This window comes from Gottfriedia acidiceleris (assembly GCF_023115465.1).
Classification (GTDB): Bacteria; Bacillota; Bacilli; order Bacillales; family Bacillaceae_G; genus Gottfriedia; species Gottfriedia acidiceleris_B.
This window is the reverse complement of sequence record NZ_CP096034.1, coordinates 1,242,624-1,260,605: the sequence shown is the minus strand read 5'-3', so window position 1 is coordinate 1,260,605 and position 17,982 is coordinate 1,242,624. Positions and strand designations below refer to the sequence as shown.

Genomic DNA, 17,982 nt, shown 5'->3' with positions numbered 1-17,982 from the left:
CCCTGTTAAATTGTCTTACAAATATTTATCTAATTATATAAAATATTCTGATAATTATTTTTGAATATCTTTACCTGTTTTTTCAGTTTCTTTACTTATTTTTTAATTATCTTACTTTGCTTCTAGTTCTTTAATTGATTCAAGCCTTTTAAAAGATGGTGGAAATAGATCATTTTCAGGAAGTTGTTCGTAATCTCTTTCCATATATCCTCTTTTCATCTTATTAAAATACACTTGGCCCTTTTGTTTTAATACCTCCATATCAAGATTAGGAATTACTTGATCTTGCATCACAATTCTTCCATTTATAATTGATAGTTTTACATCTCTACCTGAACCACTTACGAACATTGTGCGAATTGGATCATCAATAACGCCCATATGGAATCCATCTAAATCAATCGCAATAATATCCGCTTTTGCTCCGACTGCTATTCGGCCTATATCTTCGCGATTAAGAAATGCCGCTGCTCCTAGAGTGATCGAATTGAAGAAATCAGCGTATGTAGATCCTTCAACATCTTTTTCTACAAGTCTTGAAAGCATACTACCAGTGCGTACATTTTGAAAAATGTCTGGAGGGAAAGTATCAGTCCCTAATGCAATATTGATTCCCTCCTTCCTATATTTTGCATACGATTCAAGCCCTTCTCCGTGTCTTCCTAAAATAAGTGGACAATGGATAACAGTAGTATTTGTTTCTTTCAGAAGTGATATATCATTATCAATATTGTAATTCGCTCCACTATAGCCCGATACAAAATGAGCGTGTGGTATTCCTGTATTTGGACCTAAGAATCCAAGATTATATAAATAGTTAATTGGTGTAACTCCGTGTTCTTTTAAAATTGTATTAAATTCAAAACTTCCTTGCGCGGCATGGAGCTTGATTGGAACATTTAATTTGTCACTATAATATTTTGTTTTTATCAAAATTTCTTCAGTCTGTGATTCGATTCTTTCTGGAGCTAACATCCCTCTGACTAATCCATCAAATGCACCTTCGAAGGTTTCAACAAACTTTACTGCTCTTTCTAAACCTACCTCGCCCGCTTTTTCATCCCAATGAATTTTGATGTTTCCATTTGGTTCGACCACTCTAATTCCAGCTTGATAGCTTGGTCCAAGGTAAATTCTCAACCCTAGTTTTCCAGCATGATTCGCTGCAGCTTCTAATTCTTCATAAGTTTCAGCCCAATTTTTGTAAAAAACGGATGTAATCGGCATTGCAGTAGTAATTCCATTTAAAATAAGCTGCGAATATGCATATAAAGATTTAAATGCTTCTTCCTCCTCACTCATTAGCTCATGATGCCCATTTTTTACAAACTCCTCAGACCAAAGGAGATTTTTTTGTCTAATTGATTTCGCTTCTAAATGCAAAATATCATGGTCAATGTCTCCTAATGCATTTAAATCTATAAAACCAGGACTAAGGATTGCATTTCCAACGTCAATTACTTGATCTACTTCTTCCGTATAGTTTTTGCCAACAAACAAAATTGTATCTTTTTCATATACAATCTCTGCATTTTCCAATATGATATGTTCAGTTCCGTCAAAACCAATTACATATCTTCCCTTTAGCTTCGTTTTCATTTTTTCTCCCTTCGAATTTGAATATTTCATTTTATTTTTCAGCATATCTCATCTCGTCAATATAGGCACGAGCATGTCCCCAGAAATACTTTGTAGGTTGCATATATTTTCCTAATCCAGCGCGTTTTATCGTTGCAAAAGCTTCTTCATTTGCTTCATTTAAAACTGTGCTTTCATGAACTGTATTTACATTTCTGCCTTCCATAATTAATTTTCCATCAACAATAACGTGGTCTACATCATTTGCCACAGCTTGAAATACTAACCGATGAACATGCATATACTCTGGAGTCAAATGTGGTTGATGAAGATTAACTGTGATGACATCTGCTTTTTTCCCCATTTCAAGTGAACCTATTTCATCATCCCAACCTATACATTTTGCTGCATCAATTGTTACCATTTCTAAAAGCTTACCTGGTGGTAAATAGTAATAGTCTCTAAGAGCTGCTTGATGTACAAATTGTGTTTTCCTCATCGCTTGGAATAAATCAAAGCTCGTAGATGGTGAAGTACCATCTGTAGAAATCGCAACAGTTGCTCCCATTTCAATTAATTCTGTGATTGGTGTACGTGCATTTACTTGCCCAAAACCAGGAGAAGCACTAATATTTGTACCAGTTTCAGCTAATATTTTGGCTTCATCGAATGAAATTCCTCGACAATGCTGAAGATGAACATCAGGACCTAATAGCGCATTTTCTTTATCTTGAATTGCTAAATGAATCATTCCACCAAATGCATCTGAATGAATTCTTGTATTATATTTCCTAGCAATCTCTCTTATTATTTTAGCTTGATAAAGATCATGTTTTGTTAACCCGTATAGTCGATCAGGAGAAGTTGGATATGATGGATCAACAGACGTTACAATAACAAATGGCGTAATAAAGGCTCTTGTTCGATCATCATTTGCGTGATTTAATGCCTCAATAACAGCTTCTGCTCCTTTAAGCACTTCTTCATAAGTAACTTCTTTCTCAATTCTTTTCCCATCAACCCATCTACTAAATGAATGTGGCCATGGTGGGTTACAAGGACCAGTACATACTACTTCACGAACTCCTACTTCGTTGTAAGCTTTTGCATGGTTTATCGCAAATATTGGATCATCCGATCTCGGTACTGAGCCTAAAACACTAACCCCTGTTGTTATGCCTGCTTTCAGTCGTTCAAGTGCTGACAGCTTTCCTTCGTAATACCAAAAATCATCCGTCACGTAATGCTTATACGTATTTGTCATAATCGGCATCCAAAAATCGATATTCTCCATCGCGATTGTTTTAAACATTGAATGACCACCATGACCATGAACATCTATTAATCCAGGTAAAATACATTGATGACTACAATCAATTACTTTTTTCGCCTCATACTTAGTTTTCAAGTTTTCGGTGAAATCAATGTCTAGTATTCTCCCATTGTGAATAGCAACGGAGCCATTTTCGATAATTCTTCTTTCTGTGTCCATTGTGATAACAGTTCCATTTACTAATAGCAAATCAATCATTTTTATCCTCCTAATACAAATTTCTCCTTAAAAACTGAAACAGCATAATTTAATTATGCTGTTTCATTGAATTACTTATTTCACTGTTACATCTTCAAGCATTAAATAGCTTGCTGGGTTTAACCAAAGTCCTTTAACTGATGAGCCAGTAACTGCTAAATGTTCATAGTTACGAATAGGAACATAAGGTACTTCTTCATTTTCAATTTCTTGTGCTTGAGCATATAAATCTTTACGTTTTTCGCTATCTGCTTCTTGTCGAGCTGATTCAATTAATTTATCAACTTTAGGGTTACTATAGAATGAACTATTTCCTGCTGCACCTTGGGATTTACTATCAAATAAGTTAAATTGATTATAATCGCCATCACCAGTAGCATTACCCCATCCACCAATTGCAACTTGATGTTCGCCTTTTGCGATTGCATCAATATAAGCTCCGTATTCAAGAACTTGGATTTTCACATTAATACCAATACCTTTTAATTGAGATTGAATAACTTCAGCCATATTAATTCTTTCTTTACGGTCACTAGTTGTAAGAGTAAATGAAAGACCATCTTTAATTCCTGCTTCTTTTAATAGCTTTTTAGATTCATTAATATCGTAATTATAGCCTTTAAGATTCGGATCATATCCAAATACTTTCGGACTCATTGTTGAATTCGCTTTTGTTCCAACATCGTTATACACACCTTTAATAATTGAATCTACTTCAATTGCATGTGCAATCGCTTTACGGACACGAACATCATTAAATGGTTTTTTCTTAACATTGAAACTTAAATATTCAACAGCTAGTCCATCTGTTCGGTATAAATCCATTGTGTCAGAAGCTTCAATACGATCGATTTCTGTTACAGGCACTTGATCAGTAACATGCGCTTCACCAGTTTCAATCATTGCTAGTCTTGTAGCATCTTCAGGAACAACTTTAAAGACTACACCATCAATTTTAGGTTTATTACCCCAGTAATCTTTATTTTTTTCAATTTTAATTTCTTCTCCTGATTTCCAAGATTTAAATACATAAGGACCAGTTCCAATTGGATTTCGCCCAATTTTATCACTGTTTTCTTTAATCGATTTTGGACTAATAATACTTCCTTCATTACTCATTAAAATTGATAAAAGTGGAGCATATGGGTATTTCAAAATAAATTGAACAGTTGAATCGTCTACCACTTTAACTTCTTTTATCATTTCAAATTTACCAGCCTGAGGTGATGCAGTTTTTGGGTCAAGTACTCGATCAAAATTTGTTTTAACTGCATCTGCATTAAATGGGGATCCATCTTGGAACTTAACGCCTTGTCGTAATTTGAACTCCCAAGTCACATTATCTACTTGCTTCCATTCTGTTGCTAAAAGAGGTTTTGGCTCCATATTTTTATCTGGTTCAACTAATGTTTCATATACCTTTTCATATACAACGTTTGCTGATGGTATATCAGTAATAAAATGTGGATCTAATGTAGTCGCATCAGATAATCTAGCTACAACCAAAGTTCCTCCTGCTTTTGCTTTTGTTCCTGTTGCACTACTGCTTGTTTGGTTAGATGTACATCCTGCAAGCGCAGTCGAAATTGTTAATAATGATGCAAATAATACTCCAGCTGTCTTTCTCTTCATTGTTTTCTTCCTCCTCTTAATACTTTCCCTATAATCTCATGTTCACCATTTTTCTTGAGTTCGTAGGCTTATTCAAATTATAAAAAAAAATAAAATTTTATATTTTCAGAATCTTTACTCGTTTTTAAATTATCTTTACTGCTTTTCCGCATTATATTTACTTCAATTCTAATTTTGAATAAATTTAAACAAAGAAAAGGGGGAAAAACATGAAAACAGAGATTGTATTAAATAACCATGAAATCAAATTAGAAAAAAAAGAATCTCAAAAACTAAGAAGATGGAAAGTATTTTATAAGAAGTTTAAAAAAAATAAATTGGCACTAGTTGGAGCCTATATTGTACTTTTTTATATTTTAGTAGCTATTTTTGCACCACTCATTTCGCCCAAGGATCCTTTTGCAATTGATTTAATGCATAAGCTGCAACCTCCATCACTAGAGCATTGGATGGGTACAGATGATAAAGGAAGAGATATTTTAAGTAGAATCATTTATGGCAGTCGTCTTTCAATTTCTGTCGGTTTCGTATCTGTTTTATTTGGAGCAATTTTCGGAATCACACTCGGGTTAATAGCAGGTTATTACGGAAAATGGATGGACACCATCATTATGAGGGTTGTTGATGTTTTACTTGCATTCCCAGGTATTTTATTAGCGCTTGCAATTATTAGTGCACTAGGTCCTAGTCTAATTAATGTTATGGTTGCTGTTGGTATCTTTTCAGTCCCAATGTTTGCACGTATCGTTAGAGGATCTACGTTATCCGTCAGAAAACTTGAATATATTGATGCCATTCGCGCTTTAGGTGCAACTGATGCAACAATCATTTTTAAACATATACTCCCGAATATTCTTTCACCAATAATTGTCCAAGCTACATTAAAACTTGCTACAGCTATCCTTTCAGCAGCAGGCTTGTCATATCTCGGATTAGGTGCTCAACCTCCATCTCCAGAATGGGGAGCAATGTTAAGTAGTGGGCGTGATTATTTATTTAGTGCACCCCATCTTGCCTTATTTCCGGGTATTGCCATTTCAACATTAGTTTTAGGATTTAATATTTTCGGTGATGGTCTAAGAGATGCTCTTGATCCAAGGATGAAAAAATAAGGAGGAAAGTAAATGTTTCTATTTATTGTCAGAAGAATTATACAAACTATTCCAGTTTTACTTGGTGTAAGTTTAGTCGTTTTTTTAATTATGCAAATGGTTCCTGGTGATCCTGCAACTCTACTTGCTGGGGAAGGTGCTACGAAACAAACGATTGAAATGATTCGTCATCAACTTGGACTTGATCGTCCTGTCGTGATTCAGTATTTCGATTATGTATACCATGTACTACAAGGTGATTTTGGCGAATCGCTTCGAAATAATCGTCCGGTATTAGATGAGATTATGATTCGTTTGCCAATTACAATTGAACTTGCACTAGCTAGTATTTTCATTACAGTCGTACTTGGTATGCTTGCAGGAATTATTTCAGCAACTAAACAATACTCAGCAGCTGATATTTCAATTATGATTGTCGCTTTACTAGGAATCTCTTTACCAAGTTTCTGGTTTGGTTTAATGTTAATCTACTTCTTTTCAGTTAATCTTCATATATTTCCAGTTGCTGGTTGGGGAACGTTTAAACATATGGTACTACCAGCATTAACATTAGGTGCAGGTGGTGCTGCAATTGTAGCTAGAATGACTAGATCAAGTATGTTAGAAGTTGTTCGTCAAGATTATATGCGTACAGCAAGAGCAAAAGGTTTAAAGGAACATATCATTATTTACAAACATGGTTTAAAAAATGCATTAATACCAGTTATTACTGTTGTTGGTCTACAGTTTGGTGCATTACTTGGTGGTACCGTTTTAACAGAGTCAGTTTTTGCAATTAATGGACTTGGTAGATTAATTGTTGATGCAATTAGGACAAGGGATTTACCTATGGTTCAAGGTGGCGTATTAATCGCTTCGGTTATCTTTGTATTTATGAATCTAGCTGTTGATATTCTCTACCGTTACTTTAATAAACGAGTTGACTTGAATTAAGGAGGTACTACTATGAAAAAACAATTTGATGAAACAATTCTTGAGGTTAAAAATCTACAAACCTACTTTTATACAGATGAAGGAATAAGTAAGGCGGTTAATGGAATTAGCTTTAAATTAAAAAAAGGTGAAACACTTGGAATAGTTGGAGAATCTGGAAGTGGTAAAAGTATTACATCATTATCCCTTTTACGATTAATCCCCTCTCCTCCAGGAAAAATAACTGGTGGTAGTATTCTTTTTAAAGGTGAAGACTTACTAGCAAAAACTGAAAAGCAAATGCGTTCCATTCGTGGTAATGAAATTTCAATGATTTTTCAAGAACCAATGACATCTTTAAATCCTGTTTATTCAGCTGGAGAACAAATTGCAGAAGCGATTCGTCTTCACCAAAAATTAAGCAAAAAGGAAGCCTGGGATAAAGCAGTTGAAATGCTGCGACTGGTAGGGATTCCTTCTCCTGAAAAACGTGCAAAGCAAGAACCACATGAACTTAGTGGTGGAATGAGACAAAGGGTTATGATCGCAATGGCACTTGCTTGTCATCCTGAAGTGCTAATCGCAGATGAACCGACTACCGCTCTTGATGTGACAATTCAAGCTCAAATTCTGGAATTAATTAAATCACTCCAAAAAGATTTAGGTACAGCCGTAATCTTAATCACGCATGATTTAGGTGTCGTTTATGAGACTTGTGATCGAGTGGCTGTCATGTATGCTGGAAGAATTGTTGAATATACATCAGCAAAAGAACTTTATAATAACCCTAAGCACCCATACACAATCGGGTTATTAAACTCTCTTCCTCGTCTTGATATGGATCAAGATGAATTAACAACAATTCCTGGTACTGTACCTAGTCCATACAATATGCCTAAGGGCTGTAGTTTTGCCCCACGCTGTGCACATGCAAAGCCAATGTGTCATGAATCAGTACCAGATTTACAAACACTCGACAAAAATACTGAAGTCAGTTGTTGGATGTACACATCACAATGGGAATCAGATCATACCATCAAAGAGAAAGTAGGGATTGAATAATGGCATTACAACTAGTGGATAAAAAAATACTACTTAATGTAGATCATTTAAAACAATACTTTCCAATTAAAGGTGGCGTTTTAGGAAGAACCGTTAATCACGTAAAAGCTGTAGATGATATTAGCTTCCACATTTATGAGGGTGAAACTTTAAGTATCGTTGGAGAATCCGGTTGTGGTAAGTCTACTACTGGTAGAGCCATTCTAAGATTGGACGAGCCTACAAGTGGAAGCATTCATTTTAAGGAAAAAGATTTATTAAGCTTAGGAAAAAAAGAAATGCGTAAAATAAGAAAGGATTTACAAGTAATCTTCCAAGATCCGTTTGCCTCACTTAACCCTAGACAAACAATTGGACAAATTTTAGGTGAAGCATTAGCCATTCAAAATGTCGTTCCAAAAGAAGAACGTAAAGCTAGAATTGAGGAATTATTAGGACATGTTGGGTTAAGACCAGAAGCAATGGAGCGTTATCCTCATGAATTTAGTGGTGGTCAACGTCAGCGCGTCGGAATTGCACGTGCACTTGCAGTTGATCCAAAACTAATCATTTGTGATGAAGCAGTTTCTGCTCTAGATGTTTCAATCCAAGCTCAAGTATTAAACTTATTAAAATCGTTACAGAAAAAATTCTCACTTACCTTTCTATTTATCTCACATGATTTAGGTGTAGTAAGACATATTTCTGACCGAGTAATGGTAATGTATTTAGGAAAAATTGTTGAGATTGCCGATAAAAAATCTATATTCGAAAAACCGCAGCATCCTTATACACGTGCCCTATTATCTGCTATTCCAGTACCGAACCCGGTACAAAAAAGAGAAAGAATCATATTAACAGGAGATGTACCTTCTCCAATCAATCCTCCAAGCGGCTGTCGTTTTCACACAAGATGCCCTTTCGCGATTGATATTTGCAAAACACAAACACCTGAATTAAAAATATCTGAGCAAAATCATCAAGTTGCTTGTCACATAATTAATTAAATAGTATTCTTATAGGCATGAAGTGAAGGAAAAGAAGAGAATTGATCCTGCCATGTAGAAATTCTACTTCTATTAAAAATATTAAATGCTTATAAACTTGGATTATAAATCGAAAGTTGTTTGGCTCAAGATGTTCAAAGGCTCCTATGGAAAAAGGTGCGAAAGCCAGAGACTTCTCTAAGAAGCTCCAATGGGATGATCAGATTATGTACCATTCTATTGGAGCAACTTTAGTTGCAATTCACCCATTTATAAATATAGATTTCAAAAAAATTAAAAATATTATCAAAAAAACTATTTGAGGTTCTTCATGCTTAGTTACGAGGGTTTTACTTTACTAATTATGCTATTTATTTTAGCTCCTATTATGGGAGCTATTGCTTTATTATTTTTGTTTATCTTTGAAAAAAGAATTGATTTACTTGAAAATAAAAATAGAGAAATTCGGTTAGAACAAGCATTACAAGAAGCTCAATACAATAAATTAAATCAGCAAATTCAACCGCACTTTTTATTTAATACACTTAATGTCATATTAAGCTTAGCGCGTTTAAATCGAACTTCGGAATTAATCCGAGCCCTAGAAACGTTCTCTCAATTTTTAAAATTTAAATATAAATCATCAGAACCTTTAATTCCGTTAAATCAAGAAATACAATATACCCAATATTATTTAGACATTCAAAATCTACGGTTTGGAGATCGTCTTAAAACACAGTTAGATTGTCAAAAAGATTTATATGATGCGCTAGTTCCCCCTTTTATTTTGCAAACCTTAGTAGAAAATTCATTTAAACACGGTTTAGAAAAAAAGGTTGGAGAGGCTTTACTGCATATTCGATTTTATCAAGATTCCGAGTTAGTCTGTTTAGAAGTTATTGATAATGGTTTAATGGGAATGACGAATTCTTTTTCTAATCAAGAAGGCCATGGATTAGACAATATAAAAAAGAGATTACAACTATATTTTGGTAATAGTGGACATGTACTGATTACTTCAAATGAATCAGGAACAAATGTTAAGGTCGTTTGGCCACTTATCTATGAGAGTAAAGGAGGGAAAGTAAATTGAATGTATTATTAGTAGATGATGAACCATTAGAGCTTGAACAGATGGAATATTTGATAAAAAATATGTTTCCATTATGGAAATTTTTTAAAGCTGCTGATGCATGCCAAGCAATCACAATTAATCAAAATCATAAAATTAATATTGCGTTTTTAGATATCAATCTACCTGGACGTTCAGGACTAGAGTTTGGTGAAGAGCTTAGAGCACTAAATAAAGAAGTAGATATTATTATGGTTACAGCCTATCAAAGTTTTGATTATGCCCAACAGTCAATCCGAATCGGCGTTCTAGACTATTTAACTAAGCCAATTATAGAAAGTGAATTATATAAAGTTTTATCTCAATATAGTGACACCGACACATCGAACCAATATTCTAGTTTAATCCATCAAACTATTTTATATATTCATGATCATTTCACTGAAAAACTTTCTCTTTCTGACGTTGCTCGTGAAGTTCACACAAATCATACTTATTTAAGTAGAAAATTTCACGAAGAAGTAGGTGTATCGTTTTCAGAATATTTAATAGACTATAGAATACAAGCAGCCAAGCGATATTTAACAAATAATCCAAATTGGAACATATCCGATGTAGCAGAAAACTCAGGGTTTAATAGTCAGCATTACTTCAGTACTTTATTCCGCAAAATTGAAGGCATTACTCCAAAAGAGTATCGTGAGAAAGGAAAATAAACAGTGAATTCACGTTCATTTAGAGAATACGTACAAGGTCCTATTCAAATTGGAATGGGTATGGGAATTATTTCTCTCTTGACACGTTGGGTAACAGGAACTACGATATTATCTTCGCCAGAATCAATGATTAAATATGGCGTATTTGGTGGAATCGGCTATGCATTTTTAGGTGCGATTGCATTATTTGTATTTAGTTTTATCGGGAAAAAAGTTCGACAAGAGTACCCTGATGGTTTAACAATTGGAGATTATTTGAAGAAGAAACTACACCCACTTGGTTATTGGATTATGATTTGTATTTTAATATTAACTAGTTTACACATATTATATATACAGTCGATGACTGCATCTACGTTATTTCATTTTCTTTTTACTTTACCGTTGTACATAGAAATAATCATTTTTATAAGCTTTTGTGTACTTTTTGCAGGTTTTGGTGGATTAAAGATGATACATGGATTAGCTGGGTTTCAAGTCATTACCATGTTTGCAGCGGCAATTTTAATTCCGTTGTATTTTTTCGTAAAAGAAGGCGTTCAACCTGTATATGATGGGATTAAACTATACCATCCATACATGCTAGTCATTGACCACTATGATTTATGGGGTTTTTTATTTTCAGGCTTACTAGTAGGTTTAGGTCAGTTTTTCTTTGACATAACTTCATGGCACCGATTATTTATGATTGAATCGAAAAAACTTCCTTTAACATTCTCAATTTCCGGATTAATATGGTGTATTTTCCCACTTTCATTTTCATGTCTTTTTATTATTGTTATATTCACGGGTGGATTTACAGATATTCAATCAATTTTAGTAGGTTTAGCAAATAAAATTACAACACCATTCTTTTTCATACTTTTTGTTTTATGTGCTTTTAACGCGATTACATCAACATTTGGTGCTATTTTACATTCGCTTACTAGCTTAATCATTATCAATATAATAGAGCCCTTTCACACGATAAAAAATGATCAAAAAAAAATAAAGCTTGCTTATCTTCTATCCGTGATAATTGGTACGATCATCTTTTTTGCTACTATTATTCAATCAAAAAAAATCATTGAACTATTATTTTACTCAGGAAATGTATATTCTGCATTATTATTTCCAATTTTAGTTATTGTGTTTAGTAAGGATAGAGTAGGTAACTACATTCCAATTAGTATTGTAATCAGTATCATACTTTCCTATATTGTTCAGCCGTATGTAGGTGAATTTCAAAGCATTTGGTTGAGTTTACTATTTTCTATTATGATGATTATTTTAGGGTTTACAATCCAATTTTTTAGTAAGAGAGAGTCTGTAAATATGTCATAAAGAAGAGCTAATCAGTTGACTTGATTAGCTCTTCACTTATCCCATAGAGTCAAGCCCCCCTTTCGTTCCAATCAACTTATTCATCAAAAAAAGTCTGCAATAAAAACCTAATCAAATATCCTATACTTAGAGTAAATTAACAATTGTTTATTCATCAATTTTTAGGTCAATTACTATCAAACATCAATTTATAAACGAAACAATTGAATTGGTGTTTGTAAAAATTAGCTCATACTATTTTTAATCTCTGAAAAAATCATCACTAGTACGTTTTCCTTAATGACCGTTTTATATTTCAACACTCTGAAGGTATAATCAATTTCTTGATCAACACTTTTCTATTTCGAAGTATTTATCAGTTGAAACGTAAGAATAGTTCTAAATTTCACCGCTTCAAGAAACGATTTTTTTATTAGGTTTTATTTACTATTCACTTCATATTTCTGAACGATTATTTTTGAGTTTTAAATTGCTTAAAAATGATTTATCATTTATTATTTGCCCATGAGACTAGCGTTGAAAATAAATTATGGAGGTTACATTATGAAGGTTTTACTTTTTGGAGCAACTGGAATGGTTGGGCAAAGTGTATTAAGAGAATGTTTACAAGATCCTTCTGTTAGCTCGATTTACTCAATTGGTCGTAGTATTACAGGGATTCAACATGAAAAGTTCTATGAAATTAAGCATTCTAATCTGCTTGATTTATCCCCAATTGAAAGTCAGTTATCTGGATTTGATGCATGTTTTTTTTGTTTAGGTGTTTCATCATTTAGAATGACAGAGGAAGATTATCGTAAGATTACATATGACCTTACATTATCCATTGCACGTACATTATCCATATTGAATCCACAAATGACTTTCATATATGTCACTGGATCAGGTACCGATCGTACTGAGAAAGGTCGTATTATGTGGGCTAGAGTGAAGGGAAAAACAGAAAATGACTTGTTAAAGTTACCGTTTAAAGCTGCATACATGTTTCGACCAGGTGCAATTATTCCACATAAAGATATAAAATCAAAAACTAAACTATATCAATTCGGCTATAACATAACGAAACCTATTTATCCAATATTAAAAAAAGTCTTTCCAAACTCAATAACAACTTCTGAACAAATTGGTCGTTCAATGATCAATATTGCAAAAGCTGGTTATCATAAGCCATTAATTGAGGTTGATGATATTAATAGAACTGCAGAAAAAAGATAAGTAAAAAAGGGATAGGGAAAAGATTTATTCAACTTTCCCCCATTCCTCTCACATTAAGTATTTAAATATGGAGCTCCTCTTCTTGTGTTGGCTGCTGAAGATGCGTCTTCACTTGTATCTAAGTATGGACTGCCACCTTCGTCATAATTAATTTTATTAGAATCGTTTTCGCTCGTGTCCAAGTATGAGTTGGTAGCAACGTGGATATGATTGTCATCCGTTTTTCTTGGTTGATTATCTTTTGACATGATTATTTCACCTCTGTATTTATATTGTGTATAAATTAAACTTTAAATTACAGGTAGTTTGAGGGAATTATTTAGGCCTATTTCAAAGGTTTAACCATTTCAACTATATGACAAAGAGCTCTTAGTTTATAAATTCTGGTGAAGCAATCATTCATATCTAATCAAAAGACAAATTATAGCAAAAAAGGATAGATAATCCAGATGAACTCAAGATTATCTATCCTTTTATTTATATTATCCTTAGTTAACAGCTACATCTTCTAATACTCGGACAAATTCACCTTTATTAACTGGATAACCAGCTTCAGCGATTTTAACTTTTACAATTTTACCGATCATGTCATCTGTTCCTTCAAACACGACTTTAAGATAGTTATCTGTGTAACCTATTAATAATCCTTCTGCGCCTTCTTCAGTATACTTTTCTTCCGGAATAACTTCTAGAACATCTCCATCAAACATTGATGCGTATTCTTTTGCAAGTTGATTTGATAATTCAATTAAACGGTGTACACGTTCATTTTTAATTTCTTCGTCAACTTGATCTTCCATTCGTGCAGCTGGAGTACCAGTGCGTTTAGAGTATGGGAATACGTGTAATTCAGAGAATTTATTGTCACGAATGAAATTGTACGTTTGCAGGAACTCTTCTTCAGTTTCACCTGGGAAACCTACGATTACATCAGATGTAATTGAACAGTTTGGTAATACTTCGCGTAATTTTTCAATTCTTTCAGCAAATTCAGCCATTGTATATTTACGACGCATACGTTTTAGGACAGAATCTGATCCCGATTGTAATGGTACGTGTAAGTGACGAACTACAATATTTGAATGACGAAGAACTTCAATTACTTCATCAGTAATTTGACTAGCTTCAATTGAAGAAATACGAACACGTTTTAATCCTTCAACTGTTTCTAAATCTTTTAATAACATTGCTAAGTTGTAATCTTTCATGTCTTGACCGTATCCACCAGTGTGAATGCCAGTTAAAACAATTTCCTTATAGCCTGATTCAACCAATTGGGTAGCTTGTTTTACAACTTCTTTTGGATCACGAGAACGCATTAAACCACGTGCCCATGGAATAATACAAAACGTACAGAAGTTGTTACAACCTTCTTGAATTTTTAATGAAGCACGTGTACGGTCAGTAAAAGCAGGTACATCTAACTCTTCATAAACTCGTGCTTTCATAATATTTCCTACGCCATTTATTGGTTGGCGTTCTACACGGTATTGCTCGATATAATCTAGCATTTTAGTACGGTCCTGTGTACCAACAACGATATCCACCCCAGGAATTGCCATGATTTCGGCTGGAGATGTTTGTGCATAACATCCAGTTACACAAATTACTGCATCTGGATTTTTGCGCACGGCACGACGGATTACTTGTCTACTTTTTTTGTCACCTGTATTTGTAACTGTACAAGTATTAATTACATAAACATCTGCTTTTGTCTCATATTCAGTACGTTCATAGCCTGCTGCTTTAAACAGTTGCCAAATTGCTTCTGTTTCGTAATGGTTAACTTTACAGCCTAATGTATGAAAAGCTACTTGTGGCATTTCTTCACCCCATTAATTCAAAATGAAAGGAGGCAGCAGCTAAAACATAAAATGGTGCTGTTTCTGTTCGTAGAATTCTTGGTCCAAGTCCACATAGCTTAGCACCTTTTTCTTCTAGCTGATTAACTTCTTTCTCTGACAAACCACCTTCTGGTCCGAAAACTACTAGTAAACGTGAACCTTCCTTTAATGATTGGAATGTCTGAACAAGTCCTGCTGATTCTCCTGTTTTTGCACTTTCTTCATATGCAACAATACACGCATCATAATACTGTATTGAGTTAAGTAATTGTTGAAAAGATGCTGGCTGTTCCACGGTTGGTACAATAAACCGATATGATTGTTCTGCCGCTTCTTTTGCAATTTTTTGCCATCTGTCAACCTTTTTACCAGCTTTTTTATCATCTAATTTAACAATTGATCTAGCTGCTGCAAAAGGTAAAAAAACAGAAGCACCAAGTTCCGTACCTTTTTGTATGATTAATTCAAGTTTATCACCTTTTGGTAGTCCACTAGCAATCGTAATTGATATTGGCAGTTCATTTGTATTCTCAACATATTCTACAACAGCTGCTGTTATTTGTTCACTAGAAATATTTGTAAGTGTACAACGAACAGTTGAAGAACCTGGTACTGTACAAATGATTTCTTGATCTAGCTTCATTCGCATAACATTTGCTATATGATGAGCATCATCACCAGTTATTGTAACAAGATCATTTTGAAGCTGCGGATCTTCTATAAAATATCTTTGCATATTACATCCCTTGTTCTGGCTTTTTTGCAATAATTGCAACCCAGTCCTCTAAATGTAATACTTCCTTCACTTCAAAACCAACTCGTTTAAGCTCATTTTCGATGTCTTGTTGTTTAGCACCAATAATTCCTGAAGAAATAAATGTTCCACCTGGTTCTAAAACATTAAACACATCATCTACGAAACGAAGAATAATTTCAGCAAGTAAGTTTGCAACAACTACTTGGAACGGACCTTCAATACCTTGTAGTAAGTTACCTTGTCCAACTTTTATAACATCGTCAACTTTGTTTAATACAACGTTTTCCCTTGCACTTCGAACAGCTACATCGTCTAAGTCATAAGCTTCAATATTTGTAGAGCCAAGTTTAGCAGCTGCAATACTTAATACACCTGAACCAGTACCTACATCGATTACACGGTCAGTTGGTTTAACAACTTTCTCAAGTGCACGAATACACATAACAGTTGTAGGATGAGTACCAGTACCAAACGCCATTCCTGGATCTAATTCGATAATTAATTCGTCTGATGATTTGACTTCATACTCTTCCCAAGAAGGTACAATTGTAAATCGATCTGAGATTGAAATTGGATGATAGTATTTTTTCCATGCAGTAGCCCAATCTTCTTCGTTTACTTCATGAACAGCAAATGTATTTTTTCCTAAATCAATATCATATGAAATTAAATTATTAATTGCTTCTTTTATACCGTCGATCGTATCGTTTAAAAAACTATTCACAGGAAGGTATGCTTTAACGATTACACCTTCCTCTGGATAATCTTTTGGGTTAAGTTGGTAGATTTCACCGTAAACCTGTGCTCGCTCCTTCGTCAAATCAAACACATCTTCTATGACAACACCACTTGCACCAGCTTCGTGTAAAATATTAGAAATCGGTTCAACCGCATCCTGTGTAGTGTGAATACTTAATTCTGACCATTTCATTAACTACCAACTCCATTCATACTCTCTTCTTTACTTGGCAATACCCTCTAATCATAGTCAGAATTAGAGGGTGCCATTAAATTACTTCTTCTATTTAGTGTTTCCACTTTTTACCTTAACTAACGTACTGAATTAATAACTTCCTTATTGTTCGCCAAAATTCTTAACTGCACGCTTTAACTTTGTAAAGAAAGAATCGTGTTTGTCGTCTTTTTGACCTTTGCCAATTTTGTAAAACTCTTCAAGCAATTCTTTTTGACGGCTTGTTAGTTTTGTTGGTGTGATCACTTTTACGATTACGTGCTGGTCACCTTGACCATATCCACGCACATCTTTGATTCCTTTACCTTTTAAACGCATTCTAGTACCAGTTTGCGTTCCAGCAGGAATTTTCGTTTTTACTTTACCATGCAATGTAGGAACTTCAACTTCATCACCTAATGCAGCTTGTGCAAATGTTAATGGAAGCTCGCAGTAAACATCATTTCCGTCACGTTCAAAGAATTCATGCTCACGAACATGGAATGCAATATATAAATCTCCAGCAGGACCACCATTTTTACCTGGTTCTCCTTGGCCTGAAAGTCGAATTTGTTGTCCATCATCAATACCAGCTGGTACTTTAACCATGATTTTCTTACGAGTTTTCACTCGGCCAGCACCATGACATGTATTACATTTATCTTTAATAATTTGACCAGTACCTTGACAGTGTGAACATGTCGTACGGTTCACAATACGCCCAAATGGTGTATTTTGTTCAACACTCATTTGTCCTGAGCCATGACAATGATTACATGTTTCTTTTGATGTACCAGGTTTTGCACCTGAACCACTACATGTATGACATGTTTCTTCGGTTGGAATTTCGATTTCTTTTTCCATTCCGAATGCTGCTTCTTCAAACTGGATCGTCATTGTATATTGTAAATCAGCTCCAGCCCTTGGTGCGTTCGGGTCACGACGACGTCCACCGCCACCACCAAAAAACTGACTGAAAATATCTTCAAATCCACCGAATCCGCCGCCGCCAAATCCGCCACCGCCGAAACCTTGGTTTGGATCTGTATGACCAAACTGATCATAATGAGCACGTTTTTGATCATCTGATAAATTTTCGTATGCTTCTTGCACCTCTTTAAACTTTTCAGCTGCATCAGGATCCTTATTAACGTCCGGATGATATGTTTTTGCTAATTTACGAAACGATTTTTTTATTTCATCTTGTGATGCACTTTTACTCACACCAAGCACATCATAGTAATCACGTTTACTCATAGTGTTACAATCCGCTCCTTTCACATAAAGAATATTTTAACATATCCTGTCCTT

At 34.3% G+C, this 17,982-nt stretch carries 16 protein-coding genes; 8 read left to right on the top strand and 8 right to left on the bottom strand.

Annotation, left to right across the window (positions count from 1 at the left end; all coding sequences use genetic code 11):
- Window positions 1-111: 111 nt before the first annotated feature.
- The 3 genes from MY490_RS05955 to MY490_RS05945 form a co-directional block, all read right to left on the bottom strand.
- On the bottom strand, window positions 112-1,599 hold the full coding sequence (locus MY490_RS05955; protein WP_248268400.1) for an amidohydrolase family protein: 1,488 nt from the start codon (window positions 1,597-1,599) through the stop codon (window positions 112-114).
- A gap of 31 nt (window positions 1,600-1,630) precedes the next feature.
- Window positions 1,631-3,109: an amidohydrolase family protein gene (locus MY490_RS05950; RefSeq protein ID WP_248268399.1), complete on the bottom strand. Its 1,479-nt coding sequence runs from the start codon at window positions 3,107-3,109 to the stop codon at window positions 1,631-1,633.
- A gap of 75 nt (window positions 3,110-3,184) precedes the next feature.
- Window positions 3,185-4,741 (bottom strand): glutathione ABC transporter substrate-binding protein, encoded by a 1,557-nt coding sequence (locus tag MY490_RS05945; RefSeq protein WP_248268398.1) that lies wholly within the window; start codon window positions 4,739-4,741, stop codon window positions 3,185-3,187.
- 209 nt (window positions 4,742-4,950) lie between these two features.
- On the opposite strand from MY490_RS05945, the gene nikC reads away from it, so the two are divergent.
- The 8 genes from nikC (at window position 4,951) to MY490_RS05905 (ending at window position 13,118) form a co-directional block, all read left to right on the top strand.
- Complete coding sequence (gene nikC / locus MY490_RS05940) at window positions 4,951-5,853, top strand: nickel transporter permease (RefSeq protein WP_248268397.1); 903 nt, start codon at window positions 4,951-4,953, stop codon at window positions 5,851-5,853.
- A 12-nt stretch (window positions 5,854-5,865) separates the two neighbouring features.
- The gene (locus tag MY490_RS05935) at window positions 5,866-6,786 is read left to right on the top strand and encodes an ABC transporter permease (RefSeq protein WP_248268396.1); all 921 of its coding nucleotides are present in this window, start codon (window positions 5,866-5,868) and stop codon (window positions 6,784-6,786) included.
- A gap of 12 nt (window positions 6,787-6,798) precedes the next feature.
- Window positions 6,799-7,827 carry an ABC transporter ATP-binding protein gene (locus tag MY490_RS05930; RefSeq protein WP_248268395.1) on the top strand — a complete coding sequence of 343 codons (1,029 nt, stop codon included), beginning with the start codon at window positions 6,799-6,801 and terminating at the stop codon, window positions 7,825-7,827.
- Window positions 7,827-8,813 (top strand): ABC transporter ATP-binding protein, encoded by a 987-nt coding sequence (locus MY490_RS05925; RefSeq protein ID WP_248268394.1) that lies wholly within the window; start codon window positions 7,827-7,829, stop codon window positions 8,811-8,813. The genes MY490_RS05930 and MY490_RS05925 overlap by 1 nt, the downstream gene beginning before the upstream one ends.
- A gap of 310 nt (window positions 8,814-9,123) precedes the next feature.
- Window positions 9,124-9,885: a sensor histidine kinase gene (locus MY490_RS05920; protein ID WP_248268393.1), complete on the top strand. Its 762-nt coding sequence runs from the start codon at window positions 9,124-9,126 to the stop codon at window positions 9,883-9,885.
- Window positions 9,882-10,580 carry a response regulator transcription factor gene (locus MY490_RS05915; protein WP_248268392.1) on the top strand — a complete coding sequence of 233 codons (699 nt, stop codon included), beginning with the start codon at window positions 9,882-9,884 and terminating at the stop codon, window positions 10,578-10,580. Before MY490_RS05920 ends, MY490_RS05915 begins: the two co-directional genes overlap by 4 nt.
- Before the next feature lie 3 nt (window positions 10,581-10,583).
- On the top strand, window positions 10,584-11,903 hold the full coding sequence (locus tag MY490_RS05910) for an SLC5/6 family protein (RefSeq protein WP_248268391.1): 1,320 nt from the start codon (window positions 10,584-10,586) through the stop codon (window positions 11,901-11,903).
- A gap of 543 nt (window positions 11,904-12,446) precedes the next feature.
- Entirely contained in the window at window positions 12,447-13,118 is a 672-nt protein-coding gene (locus MY490_RS05905) for a Rossmann-fold NAD(P)-binding domain-containing protein (protein ID WP_248268390.1), read from the top strand.
- Between the two features lie 53 nt (window positions 13,119-13,171).
- Here MY490_RS05905 and MY490_RS05900 read toward each other — a convergent pair whose 3' ends face one another.
- The 5 genes from MY490_RS05900 to dnaJ form a co-directional block, all read right to left on the bottom strand.
- Entirely contained in the window at window positions 13,172-13,366 is a 195-nt protein-coding gene (locus MY490_RS05900) for a hypothetical protein (RefSeq protein WP_248268389.1), read from the bottom strand.
- A 240-nt stretch (window positions 13,367-13,606) separates the two neighbouring features.
- A complete protein-coding gene (gene mtaB, locus MY490_RS05895; RefSeq protein ID WP_248268388.1) occupies window positions 13,607-14,941 on the bottom strand; it encodes a tRNA (N(6)-L-threonylcarbamoyladenosine(37)-C(2))-methylthiotransferase MtaB in 1,335 nt (444 codons plus the stop codon).
- Between the two features lie 4 nt (window positions 14,942-14,945).
- Complete coding sequence (locus MY490_RS05890; protein WP_248268387.1) at window positions 14,946-15,698, bottom strand: 16S rRNA (uracil(1498)-N(3))-methyltransferase; 753 nt, start codon at window positions 15,696-15,698, stop codon at window positions 14,946-14,948.
- A gap of 1 nt (window position 15,699) precedes the next feature.
- Window positions 15,700-16,650, bottom strand: coding sequence for a 50S ribosomal protein L11 methyltransferase (prmA, locus tag MY490_RS05885; RefSeq protein ID WP_248268386.1), 951 nt, complete (start codon window positions 16,648-16,650; stop codon window positions 15,700-15,702).
- Window positions 16,651-16,794: 144 nt separating this feature from the next.
- Window positions 16,795-17,928 carry a molecular chaperone DnaJ gene (dnaJ, locus tag MY490_RS05880; protein ID WP_248268385.1) on the bottom strand — a complete coding sequence of 378 codons (1,134 nt, stop codon included), beginning with the start codon at window positions 17,926-17,928 and terminating at the stop codon, window positions 16,795-16,797.
- Window positions 17,929-17,982: the final 54 nt, after the last annotated feature.

Coding starts and splice junctions, on each gene's coding strand:
- MY490_RS05890 (WP_248268387.1), bottom strand. CDS start 15,698: ATGCAAAGATATTTTATAGAAGATCCGCAGCTTCAAAATGATCTTGTT.
- MY490_RS05955 (WP_248268400.1), bottom strand. CDS start 1,599: ATGAAAACGAAGCTAAAGGGAAGATATGTAATTGGTTTTGACGGAACT.
- MY490_RS05945 (WP_248268398.1), bottom strand. CDS start 4,741: ATGAAGAGAAAGACAGCTGGAGTATTATTTGCATCATTATTAACAATT.
- MY490_RS05950 (WP_248268399.1), bottom strand. CDS start 3,109: ATGATTGATTTGCTATTAGTAAATGGAACTGTTATCACAATGGACACA.
- MY490_RS05920 (WP_248268393.1), top strand. CDS start 9,124: ATGCTTAGTTACGAGGGTTTTACTTTACTAATTATGCTATTTATTTTA.
- mtaB (WP_248268388.1), bottom strand. CDS start 14,941: ATGCCACAAGTAGCTTTTCATACATTAGGCTGTAAAGTTAACCATTAC.
- prmA (WP_248268386.1), bottom strand. CDS start 16,650: ATGAAATGGTCAGAATTAAGTATTCACACTACACAGGATGCGGTTGAA.
- nikC (WP_248268397.1), top strand. CDS start 4,951: ATGAAAACAGAGATTGTATTAAATAACCATGAAATCAAATTAGAAAAA.
- MY490_RS05935 (WP_248268396.1), top strand. CDS start 5,866: ATGTTTCTATTTATTGTCAGAAGAATTATACAAACTATTCCAGTTTTA.
- MY490_RS05905 (WP_248268390.1), top strand. CDS start 12,447: ATGAAGGTTTTACTTTTTGGAGCAACTGGAATGGTTGGGCAAAGTGTA.
- MY490_RS05900 (WP_248268389.1), bottom strand. CDS start 13,366: ATGTCAAAAGATAATCAACCAAGAAAAACGGATGACAATCATATCCAC.
- MY490_RS05925 (WP_248268394.1), top strand. CDS start 7,827: ATGGCATTACAACTAGTGGATAAAAAAATACTACTTAATGTAGATCAT.
- MY490_RS05930 (WP_248268395.1), top strand. CDS start 6,799: ATGAAAAAACAATTTGATGAAACAATTCTTGAGGTTAAAAATCTACAA.
- dnaJ (WP_248268385.1), bottom strand. CDS start 17,928: ATGAGTAAACGTGATTACTATGATGTGCTTGGTGTGAGTAAAAGTGCA.